Origin of the sequence: Dapis hubbardiae BLCC-M172, from assembly GCF_050016015.1 — a bacterium.
Lineage (GTDB): Bacteria > Cyanobacteriota > Cyanobacteriia > Cyanobacteriales > Microcoleaceae > Trichodesmium.
The window spans coordinates 103,224-113,463 of record NZ_JBNHEQ010000302.1; the positions used below are offsets into that span (position 1 = coordinate 103,224).

The 10,240-nt window shown below is 36.6% G+C and carries 13 protein-coding genes; 12 read left to right on the top strand and 1 reads right to left on the bottom strand.

All coding sequences use genetic code 11. The features are described from left to right. Window positions 1-129: 129 nt before the first annotated feature. From infA to ACP6PK_RS28810, 12 genes are all read left to right on the top strand, one after another. Window positions 130-354, top strand: a complete 225-nt coding sequence (infA, locus tag ACP6PK_RS28755) for a translation initiation factor IF-1 (protein ID WP_008191178.1) — start codon at window positions 130-132, stop codon at window positions 352-354. A 112-nt stretch (window positions 355-466) separates the two neighbouring features. Then, window positions 467-580 (top strand): 50S ribosomal protein L36, encoded by a 114-nt coding sequence (rpmJ, locus tag ACP6PK_RS28760; RefSeq protein WP_011612502.1) that lies wholly within the window; start codon window positions 467-469, stop codon window positions 578-580. A gap of 92 nt (window positions 581-672) precedes the next feature. Next, window positions 673-1,056: a 30S ribosomal protein S13 gene (gene rpsM, locus ACP6PK_RS28765; protein WP_094672307.1), complete on the top strand. Its 384-nt coding sequence runs from the start codon at window positions 673-675 to the stop codon at window positions 1,054-1,056. Window positions 1,057-1,781: 725 nt separating this feature from the next. Next, window positions 1,782-2,177 (top strand): 30S ribosomal protein S11, encoded by a 396-nt coding sequence (rpsK, locus tag ACP6PK_RS28770; protein WP_094675128.1) that lies wholly within the window; start codon window positions 1,782-1,784, stop codon window positions 2,175-2,177. Window positions 2,178-2,221: 44 nt separating this feature from the next. Beyond that, on the top strand, window positions 2,222-3,166 hold the full coding sequence (locus ACP6PK_RS28775) for a DNA-directed RNA polymerase subunit alpha (RefSeq protein ID WP_426564823.1): 945 nt from the start codon (window positions 2,222-2,224) through the stop codon (window positions 3,164-3,166). 398 nt (window positions 3,167-3,564) lie between these two features. Beyond that, complete coding sequence (gene rplQ, locus ACP6PK_RS28780; protein ID WP_094675132.1) at window positions 3,565-3,915, top strand: 50S ribosomal protein L17; 351 nt, start codon at window positions 3,565-3,567, stop codon at window positions 3,913-3,915. Window positions 3,916-4,034: 119 nt separating this feature from the next. Then, on the top strand, window positions 4,035-4,859 hold the full coding sequence (truA, locus tag ACP6PK_RS28785; protein WP_426564825.1) for a tRNA pseudouridine(38-40) synthase TruA: 825 nt from the start codon (window positions 4,035-4,037) through the stop codon (window positions 4,857-4,859). Window positions 4,860-5,074: 215 nt separating this feature from the next. After that, window positions 5,075-5,533, top strand: coding sequence for a 50S ribosomal protein L13 (rplM, locus tag ACP6PK_RS28790; protein WP_094675138.1), 459 nt, complete (start codon window positions 5,075-5,077; stop codon window positions 5,531-5,533). Then, window positions 5,533-5,943 carry a 30S ribosomal protein S9 gene (gene rpsI / locus ACP6PK_RS28795; RefSeq protein WP_094675140.1) on the top strand — a complete coding sequence of 137 codons (411 nt, stop codon included), beginning with the start codon at window positions 5,533-5,535 and terminating at the stop codon, window positions 5,941-5,943. Before rplM ends, rpsI begins: the two co-directional genes overlap by 1 nt. A gap of 462 nt (window positions 5,944-6,405) precedes the next feature. Further along, window positions 6,406-6,687 (top strand): 50S ribosomal protein L31, encoded by a 282-nt coding sequence (gene rpmE, locus ACP6PK_RS28800; RefSeq protein ID WP_426564828.1) that lies wholly within the window; start codon window positions 6,406-6,408, stop codon window positions 6,685-6,687. Between the two features lie 266 nt (window positions 6,688-6,953). Next, the gene (prfA, locus tag ACP6PK_RS28805; RefSeq protein WP_426564830.1) at window positions 6,954-8,063 is read left to right on the top strand and encodes a peptide chain release factor 1; all 1,110 of its coding nucleotides are present in this window, start codon (window positions 6,954-6,956) and stop codon (window positions 8,061-8,063) included. Between the two features lie 169 nt (window positions 8,064-8,232). Continuing rightward, on the top strand, window positions 8,233-8,712 hold the full coding sequence (locus tag ACP6PK_RS28810; protein ID WP_094675146.1) for a hypothetical protein: 480 nt from the start codon (window positions 8,233-8,235) through the stop codon (window positions 8,710-8,712). Window positions 8,713-8,964: 252 nt separating this feature from the next. Here the strand turns inward: ACP6PK_RS28810 and ACP6PK_RS28815 are convergent, their stop codons facing one another. Continuing rightward, window positions 8,965-9,807 carry a pentapeptide repeat-containing protein gene (locus tag ACP6PK_RS28815; RefSeq protein WP_426564832.1) on the bottom strand — a complete coding sequence of 281 codons (843 nt, stop codon included), beginning with the start codon at window positions 9,805-9,807 and terminating at the stop codon, window positions 8,965-8,967. Window positions 9,808-10,240 lie beyond the last annotated feature (433 nt).

The following is a 10,240-nucleotide window of genomic DNA, read 5'->3' on the forward strand; positions in this document are numbered from 1 at the left end:
ATTATCCCTCATACTGAATAACCTCTAAAAATTAAAAACTTTTGATAAGATATGTTAAGGGAATCAACTGAAATAATCAGGCTAATCCCAAACTAAATTTCTTACTTGCAGGGTTGAGGTTATTAAAAGTTGGCTAAACAAGATCTCATAGAAATGGAGGGAACAGTGACGGAATCCCTACCTAATGCTATGTTCAGGGTAGACTTGGATAATGGGTTTAATGTACTAGCTCATATTTCCGGTAAAATCCGTCGCAATTACATCAAAATTCTACCAGGCGATCGAGTCAAGGTAGAGTTAACACCCTACGATTTGACAAAAGGCCGAATCACCTATCGACTTCGGAAAAAATAGTATTTATACAACCTATTTTTAAGATTTTGTCAGATTCGTAGAGGTTCAGCTTAGTTGCTGAAAATATATCTAGATGATATAATATAAAATTTGTAGCGTTGCCAAAAAAGGCATGAAAGTTAGAGCATCTGTCAAAAAAATTTGTGAAAAGTGTCGTGTTATTCGTCGTCGAGGGCGAGTAATGGTGATATGTGTTAACCCCAAACATAAACAACGTCAAGGTTAGACATAATCTTAGACACAGATATTAAGAGTATAGTAGTCCATACTCATCAAGCTGATGTAAATTCTATCTAAAGGTGAGGGAGAAAAAGTAAAGTGGCACGAATTTCTGGGGTAGACCTCCCACGCGATAAGCGTATAGAAATTGGTCTGACATATATATATGGAATAGGACTATCTCGGTCTCAAGACATCTTAGCTGAAACAGGTGTAAATCCTGATATCCGTGTCAAGGATTTAAGTGATGCGGATGTAGCAGCACTTCGTTCTGTAATCCAAAACAACTATCAGGTTGAAGGAGACCTCAGAAGATTTGAAGCCATGAGCATCAAACGATTGATGGACATTGGTACTTATCGAGGTCGCCGACATAGAATGGGTTTACCAGTTAGAGGACAGCGAACTCGCACTAATGCAAGAACTCGTAGAGGTGTACGGCGAACTGTAGCTGGTAAGAAGAAAGCTGCTGCTAAGAAGTAGAAGTTTGCTTGTATATGTATATTTTTATTTTTGGAAGTTCTTAGTTAAGAAAAGATTAGTATCTATCTAATTAAATAAAGTCTGATGAAAATTTAGTCAAGTCTTTAATAACGAGTGTTATTTGATTAGATTATACTTATGCCTTAATCTTACATGGCTTATTTAAGTAAAAATACTTATACTATGTAATGCAAGCTAACTATCTCAGATTATGAATAATTGACATTAATTATAGTGATATAACTCACTCAAATTGACAAGAGTTTAATTGAATTAAATTGCTAACTTGAAAAGTCAATTATTCTTGTCTATTTATAGCTATTATTCAGCAGATAAAAATTTTTTCCTAGTTGATTTTTTATAGATTTAGATTTAGGTGAAAAAATCAGATGGGGGAAAAATAAAATATTAGCTATTTGAGCTTTGGTCGGAATTGTAGAATCATAATTCTACATTGACAATCAAAAAAAATCTAGATCAAGATCGAGAATTATCAAATCAACAAGTTGACTCTAACTGTGAGGTGTTGCGGCTAGCTAGTATTTAAGAGTATAATATAGAACATTTAATAACTAGCAAATTGTTTGATTTAACACCAATAAAAGTATTTCTAATCATAATCATTAAGTTTCTAACAAACTTATGTTTCATAATAATTAGAATTTAGTCTACTTGTTGTTATAAAAGCAGATTATTAACTTAATATCCCACTCATAAAGAGAGATATGGCACGACAACCAGGCAAAAAAACAGGTCCAAAAAAGCAAAAAAAGAATGTGCCCAATGGGGTGGCTTACATCCAGTCTACCTTCAATAATACAATTGTAACTATTGCTGACCTAAATGGTGAAGTAATTTCTTGGGCATCAGCAGGTTCCAGTGGCTTCAAAGGGGCGAAAAAAGGAACTCCCTTTGCTGCACAGACAGCAGCAGAAAGCGCAGCACGTCGAGCCAATGATCAAGGAATGCGCCAGGTTCAAGTAATGGTAAGTGGTCCGGGAGCAGGAAGAGAAACCGCAATTAGGGCTTTACAGGGGGCGGGTCTAGAAATAACTTTGATTCGAGATATTACCCCAATTCCTCACAATGGTTGCCGTCCACCAAAACGGCGTAGAGTCTAATCAAATTATTAACTCTGGGGTTTATGGAAAAGGGAGGTTACTCCGTGGCGCAATTTCATTACGAGTGTGTAGAGTCCCGAACTGACAAAGATCGAAGTCAGTACGGAAAGTTTGTTATAGAACCACTTGCACGTGGTCAAGGTACAACAGTAGGGAATGCACTGAGGCGGGTTCTGCTAGCTAACTTAGAGGGAACAGCCGTTACATCAGTCAGGATAGCTGGAGTTAATCACGAATTTGCCACAATTAAGGGCGTAAGAGAAGATGTTCTAGAAATCCTGCTGAACATGAAAGAGGTTGTTCTCAAGAGTCATTCCCAGCAACCACAAATTGGTAGGTTGCGGATGGAAGGACCTGCAACAGTAACTGCCGATCGATTTGATGTACCTTCGGAGGTTGAAGTCATAGATCGCAGTCAATATATCGCTACTCTATCCCCAGGGGCAATTCTGGAGATGGAGTTTAGAATTGAAAAAGGAACTGGTTATAGAGCAGTAGATCGTACTCGTGATGATATAACTGCTTTAGATTTTCTGCAAATAGATGCCATTTTTATGCCAGTTCGTAAAGTTAACTATACCGTTGAGGATGCCCTTATTGGTGGTTCTTTGCAACAAGACAGGCTAATTATGGATATATGGACTAATGGCAGTTATACACCTCAAGATGCTTTGAGTCATGCTGCTAGTATCTTAATGGGTTTGTTTGAACCACTCAAAGATATCACCAATATGGCAGATGCTCCATCGGGAGAACCAACAGATCCAACAAGTCAGATTCCTATAGAGGAATTACAACTATCTGTTCGGGCTTATAACTGTCTAAAAAGAGCTCAAATTAACTCAGTTGCAGACCTACTTGATTATAGTCAAGAAGATTTGTTAGAAATCAAAAACTTTGGTCAAAAATCTGCTGAAGAAGTGATAGAAGCTTTACAAAAACGCTTGGGAATAACTTTACCCCAAGAAAAAGTTGCTAAAGCTACTTAGGGTTTGCTGAAAAAGTTGTTTTAAGGAGTAGGGGAGTAGGGGAGTAGGGGAGTAGGGGAGTAGGGGAGTAATTTTTTTGTCCTTGTCTGCCCAAAATGCTAACTTTTTGAACGTTTTCAACTGAAACAGGCGCACTTTTTAAGCACTGAAAAAGGCTAAAGGCTTTGACATTTAATCAGCAGAGCAATAATTAGAGACTAATTAGAGACAAAAAAACTGATTCAAATCAATTTTTGTCTACAGAACAAATTCATCAAAAAAGGAGAAAAAAAATTTAATAATCCGAAAAGCTATTACTTTCAAAAGCGAACAATTAAGTTTGTTAAACTGCTAGTAAAAGTAGGAGAAAAAATAATCCGAAACACCAGCTAAAATATTAAAAAATAATCAAAGTAGTTATGCGTCATACTCGTCGTGTCCCGAAGTTAGGTAAGCCAACAGACCAGCGTCGCGCTCTGTTGCGATCGCTTACCACTGAATTAATTCGTCATGGTCGAATTACTACCACAAAAACCCGTGCTAAAGCTGTACAGTCAGAAGCAGAAAGAATGATTACCTTAGCCAAGGATGGATCATTGGCAGCTCGCCGACGCGCTCTAGGCTATATTTTTGACAAACAGCTAGTTCACTCTTTATTTGAGGGTGCCCAAGAAAGATATGGTTCTCGAAATGGAGGGTATACTCGTGTTTTGAGAACTATTCGCCGTCGCGGAGATAATGCAGAAATGGCAATTATTGAACTGATTTAAGGTTTATCCTAAAAAGCACTGGGAAATTAATTAGAAAAAGTTAGTATTTTACTAGATAAAAGTCAAAAATTAATGTTGATAAATATTGATTTTTAAGCTTTTAAAACTGCAAATATCCCATGGCTAATAACCAAACTTTACTTCAGCGCGTTGCTCTTGTAATTCAATATCAAGGTACTAATTTTCATGGCTGGCAAAGACAGCCAAATCAACGAACCGTACAAGAAGAAATCGAAAATACTATCTCTTCTGTAATTAACAAACCTGTGACTTTACATGGGGCGGGTAGAACAGATGCAGGAGTTCATGCAGCAGCTCAAGTAGCTCATTTTGATGTTTCAGGCCCAATTCCTGCTGATAAATGGGCTACTATTCTCAATTCACGATTGAGTAATGATATCTTTATTAGAGGCTCGGCTAGAGTAGAATCTACTTGGCATTCACGGTTTACCGCAGTTTGGCGACGTTATCGCTACACCATTTATACAGATAAACGACCAAATTTGTTTGTGATGCCTTTTGTTTGGCATTACTATCAAGCATCTTTAGACCCACAATTGATTCAATCAGCTTTGAATCCTTTAATTGGCCGTCATCATTTGGCTGCTTTTCAAAGAGCTGGCTCTTCTCGTCCCCATTCTTGGGTAGATGTACAAGATGTCAATTGTCAAAGGGAAGGTCCATTTATTCATATAGAGGTTCAAGCAAGTGGGTTTCTGTACGGAATGATGCGGTTATTGGTGGGGTTACTTATTCAAGTTGGACAAAAAGAGCGATCGCTGGAAAGTTTTACAGATATTTGGGTTAATGAAAGAAGGGAGGTTGTGAAGCATTCAGCGCCAGCTAGTGGTCTTTGTTTATTGCGGGTTGGTTATCCAGAATTTCCTTTTCCCCAAGAAGTTTGGTATGATACTATGCCTAAATTTATTCTTGATTTTAACTAGCTATTAGCTTTCAGCTTTCAGCCATCAGCTATTAGCTGTTAGCTGTGAGAAATAAGATTTAATAAATTATAGACTTTAAGCTTAAGGGAGCCGACTTTTCTAGGATTTAATTTTTTCTCAATTAATCAAGCCTTTATCCCACACTAAAAGCAATAGCTGAATGCTTCAACTAAAGACAAATATAAACAATTCAAACACAATAACTAACTAAGAAAATGACAAATAAAACTTACTTGCCGCCACAGGATGTTGAAGGCAAAAAATGGTATGTTATTGATGCTGAAGGTCAGCGTCTAGGCAGATTAGCAACTGCTATTGCCATGATTATTAGGGGTAAAAATAAGCCTACTTATACTCCTCATATCGATACAGGAGACTATGTAGTTGTAGTTAATGCTGAAAAAGTAACTGTAACTGGTAAGAAAAGTAGTCAGAAACTTTATCGTCGCCATTCGGGAAGACCAGGTGGTATGAAAACAGAAGTTTTTTCTAAATTACAAGCTCGTTTGCCTCAAAGAATTATTGAGGAGGCAGTTTACGGAATGCTACCTAAAAATTCTTTAGGCAGAAAACTTCACCACAAATTAAAAGTTTATCCAGGGCCTGACCACCCTCACGAAGCTCAAAAACCTGAAACAATTACTATTCAAACTATTCCAGGAGGAGAAAAATAATGCAAGGAACAGAAAGTGGCCGTGCTATGTACTGGGGTACTGGCCGTCGTAAGTCTTCGGTCGCATCAGTACGTTTAGTGCCAGGTACAGGCAAATTGATTATTAATGGTAAAGAAGGTGAACTTTACCTGCAATATAATCATAATTATTTATCATCTGCTAAAGCTCCACTAGAAACGTTAGGTTTGGAAAATGAATATGACATTCTAGTTAAAGCTACAGGAGGAGGATTAACTGGACAAGCTGAGTCAATTAGATTAGGTGTGGCTAGAGCTTTGTGTCAGTTAGACCCAGAAAATCGTAAACCTCTAAAAATAGAAGGATATTTGACTCGCGACCCCCGTGCTAAGGAACGGAAAAAGTATGGTTTACGCAAAGCTCGTAAAGCATCTCAATACTCCAAGCGTTGATATAGCGCTCCGCGCTAGGGAATAGGGAATAGGGAATAGGGAATAGTAAACTGTCAAAGGGTTTTTCCTACGGAAATGCTCCGCAAACAGGATTTAGAGATGTCCTAATCTTTGCTTCGACTGCTATATATTGTAATTTAGAATTTAGAATTAAATAGTGGAGAAGCATAGCAATTTCCCCATGCTTCCTTGCTTTAACTATTATTTAAGCGTGAGAATTTTTACGCCAGTAATGAGTGAGCTACATATATCAACATGAATAAAGTTCATTTGCCAATTATCACCAGTTCCATTGTAATAATTGGCAAATAATTTGATACAATAAAAAGAACTATAAATTATTAGAATCTAGTCTGTTGATTAATTAAATTCTATTAAGGAACTACTTTAGTAAGTTAGTAGAATTAATTTAAAACAGTTAATAGTAAAGAAAATATTTGTAATTGAAGTAGAGTAAAGAAAATGCCTAAAGCTGGTATTCATCCTGAGTGGTATCCAGAAGCCAAAGTTTATTGTAACGGTGAAGTTGTAATGACAATTGGCTCTACACAACCTGAAATTCATGTTGATGTTTGGTCGGGAAATCATCCATTCTTTACAGGTACTCAGAAAATTATTGATACTGAAGGAAGGGTTGAAAGATTTATGCGTAAATATAGTAAACAAGAAGGTGGTGACTCTAAATCTACTAAACCATCTGCTGCTAAAAAAGCTAAATCTAAAAAAGCTAAGGGTAAGAAATAGCTAGACTGTCAATTGTCCTTAATTAGTTGTCTGTCAAATAGTAAGCATTCAGCTATCAGCTAAAGAGGTAAAAGCAACCCTTGAAATTGAGGGAGAATTAAAAGTTACGACTTTAGTACGCTCCTTTAACCTTACAAGGAATTATTTATTATTTGCGCTCTAGCTGAATGCTTAAGTCAAATATTACAGACAACAATTAACATAAAAGTATTCAATAATATCCCCCTACAAATAAAACACTAATTTGAGATAAAGGACAACTGACAATGGCTGAAACATATTTATTAGATAAATTAAAATCTGTAGAGCAAACCTATAATGAGTTGACTCTACGTTTGGCCGATCCAGATATTGCTAAAGACCCCAGTGAGTTCCAAAAAGTAGCTAAAGCACGCTCTTCTCTAGAAGAAGTTGTAAATCATTATACAGATTGGAAAAATGCTCAGGAAGAATTAACTGATGCTAAAGAAATATTGAAAGAATCTGGTGGCGACCTAGAAATGCAAGAGATGGCTAAGTTGGAAGTCGAGGAATTGGAAGCTAAGTTAGAATCTTTAGAAATTCAGATGAAAATTGCTCTATTGCCACGAGACCCCAACGATGACAAGAATATTATGTTGGAGATTAGAGCTGGTACTGGAGGAGATGAAGCTAGTATTTGGGCAGGGGATCTGGTAAGAATGTACTCCCGCTACTCAGAGACCCAAAATTGGAAAGTAAGTTTGCTGAGTGAGTCTTTAGCAGATATGGGTGGTTTTAAGGAAGCAATTTTAGAAATTAAAGGGGAGCAGGTTTACAGTAAGCTGAAGTTTGAAGCAGGAGTTCACCGCGTTCAAAGGGTTCCTGTGACAGAAGCAGGTGGGAGGGTACATACTTCAACGGCAACAGTGGCCATTATGCCAGAAGTGGATGATGTAGAAGTTGAAATAGACCAGAAAGATATTGAATTGTCAACTGCTCGTTCTGGTGGAGCTGGTGGACAAAATGTGAACAAGGTTGAAACTGCTGTAGACTTGTTTCATAAGCCTACAGGAATTAGAATTTTTTGTACCCAGGAGCGGAGTCAGCTACAAAACAGAGAGCGAGCAATGCAGATTTTGCGGGCTAAACTTTATGAGATTAAGCTCCAGGAGCAACAAGCAGAAGTAAGTTCTATGAGGCGATCGCAAGTAGGTACTGGTTCTCGTTCTGAAAAAATTCGTACTTATAATTATAAAGACAATAGAGCGACAGATCATCGCTTAAGTCAGAACTTTTCTCTTGCACCTCTTCTAGAGGGAGATATAGAAAATGTGATTCAAGCTTGCATTACTCAAGACCAACAGGAGCGTTTGCAGGAGTTGGCTGCATCTAGTTCTGCTCCTATGTCAGTGTAATTGACATTAGCTTTATCTTATGGTACGGAAATTATTCTTCTAGACTAAAATGCGGAATCAAAAAGCGAGGACAGAGTTCTCGTTTTTTTTATAAAATAGATATTAGCAAATATTAATATAGTACACTATTCTAATTCTAGCAAGTTACAGAAAAGCGGGAGGCTTAGGCATGACTACTAAAGAAGAATTACCTTGGGAATGTGGAATGGGTTTCTATGTGCCAATTTTAAATGATGGAGAATTAGTGGGCATTTGTAAACCCGAATATGCTGAGGAAATGCTCGAAGTTATGAATGAGCAGGAAAGACTACGCAAAGCTCTCAGGTTAGCTTGTCTAGATTTGCTGCGACGAGTAGGAGGAAAAAGAAGTAGAGTCAATGACTTAATGCAGAAATATATAGCTCTAGCGGAACGACCTAAATATGGACCAAGAGCGATCGCTCTCCTACTAAGGGAAAGACAAGAACAACTACAGGTTAGTGGCCATGAGTTTATTAAATTCTGTGATATTCACAAAGTTTCTCCTGAACAACTCAAGGATATTTATGCGGGTAAAGCAGTAGAGGAAAATTTAGTAGCACCTATAGCTAGGATTTTAGGTAAAACTAATAATGAGGTACAAGAAATACTAGAAGGTCCTAGTGAATAAATCAAAAGTCAAAATTCAAAAGTCAAAATTTATCTCGCTCCTGAGTTTTCTGTCTCCAAATACTCCGCAAACGGAATTTACGAATGTCCGTGACCTAAATGCCTTATTCTGTGCTAATAAAGTTAATAATTGTAATTAACTTTACCGAAAAATCAAGGTATAAAGCCTTCTATTTCAAGAGAAAAAAAGTGCTAGGATATTTCTTTATTTTCAATCCGATGGTTTTAACAAGAGTTAATTATCAATTATCCATTAATTAATATCAGGCATAATTGTTTCCTGAAGATTAGCATCTACAAGGTTAATATTATCAATCAAAGCATCAGTAAAATTAGCTATTCTTAAATCTGCTCCTCTTAAATTTGCTCCTGTTAAATCTGCTCTAATTAAAATAGCTTTCTTGAGATTAATACCTCGACAATAACTTTCCTGTAAATTTGCATCTTGTAAATCAACTTTTTTAAGTTCAGCAAATCTCAAATCTGCTCTATAAAGGTTTGCTTCTCTTAAAGAAGCATTTGATAAATAAATCCCACTCATATGAGCTTTAATCAGATTAGCTTTGTCTAAATTAGCCTGATAAAAATATGACCCAATTAATTGACTGTTATAAAGATTAGCATAGTTAAAATTAGCATAACTGAAGTTAGCTTTCATTAAATCTGCGTTGGCTAAGTTACTTCTACTCAGGTTAGCTGAAGTTGCGTCAACATATCGACAATTAGAATTTTGTAAATCAGTTCCAATTAAATTAGCATTAACTAAATCAGCTTCAATTAAATTAGCATTTCTTAGATCGGCAGAAATCAAATTAGCATTTATTAAATTAGCACCCTGAAGATTAATAGCAGTTAGATTAGCATTTATTAGTTGAGCTGAAGTAAAGATAGCATCTCTACAATTAGCATTAATCAATTGAGCTAAAGATAGATCAGATCCTGTTAAATTTACTCCTTGAAAATTAACACCTTCTAGATTAAAACCTCTCAAGTTAGCATTAGTAAAGTCAGGTTGTAAATGTGGATTTTTATATCTCCATTCATTCCAGACAATTACACCACGATTAAGTAAGGCTAGATATTCTTGATTCGCCATATTTTTATCAAAAGCTATTCTTAAAAAAGCGGTCAGCTCTCAGCTATCAGCAGTCAGCAAGATTATTTTTTTAAAGTTTAGAAAGCGATTTAAACTCCTCCTAATCCTGCTTACAGCGGTTTTCATTTCAGTAGACCACAGTAGGGACGTTCCATGGAACGTCCCTACTAGGTTTTGGTTGTGAAGATGTGGTTCATCAACTTGAAAAGCGCTGTATAGAAGCAGAGGATTTTAACCCAGAGCGGCAAAAATCTATTAACTACCACCAAAATATTACAACTAAAATAGGATCGCTATACTGCTCTAACAAAAATTAATTTTAATCCCAACCTTTTTTACTGATGTAATATCATGTCCGCTTGAATAGTTATAAATAAGGAGGGAGGAGTCAGGAGTCGTAGGGGCGTTTCATGTCGCTCCGCGAAACGGCCGT

Coding starts and splice junctions, on each gene's coding strand:
- rpmJ (WP_011612502.1), top strand. CDS start 467: ATGAAAGTTAGAGCATCTGTCAAAAAAATTTGTGAAAAGTGTCGTGTT.
- rpsK (WP_094675128.1), top strand. CDS start 1,782: ATGGCACGACAACCAGGCAAAAAAACAGGTCCAAAAAAGCAAAAAAAG.
- rplQ (WP_094675132.1), top strand. CDS start 3,565: ATGCGTCATACTCGTCGTGTCCCGAAGTTAGGTAAGCCAACAGACCAG.
- truA (WP_426564825.1), top strand. CDS start 4,035: ATGGCTAATAACCAAACTTTACTTCAGCGCGTTGCTCTTGTAATTCAA.
- rplM (WP_094675138.1), top strand. CDS start 5,075: ATGACAAATAAAACTTACTTGCCGCCACAGGATGTTGAAGGCAAAAAA.
- rpsI (WP_094675140.1), top strand. CDS start 5,533: ATGCAAGGAACAGAAAGTGGCCGTGCTATGTACTGGGGTACTGGCCGT.
- rpmE (WP_426564828.1), top strand. CDS start 6,406: ATGCCTAAAGCTGGTATTCATCCTGAGTGGTATCCAGAAGCCAAAGTT.
- prfA (WP_426564830.1), top strand. CDS start 6,954: ATGGCTGAAACATATTTATTAGATAAATTAAAATCTGTAGAGCAAACC.
- ACP6PK_RS28810 (WP_094675146.1), top strand. CDS start 8,233: ATGACTACTAAAGAAGAATTACCTTGGGAATGTGGAATGGGTTTCTAT.
- ACP6PK_RS28815 (WP_426564832.1), bottom strand. CDS start 9,807: ATGGCGAATCAAGAATATCTAGCCTTACTTAATCGTGGTGTAATTGTC.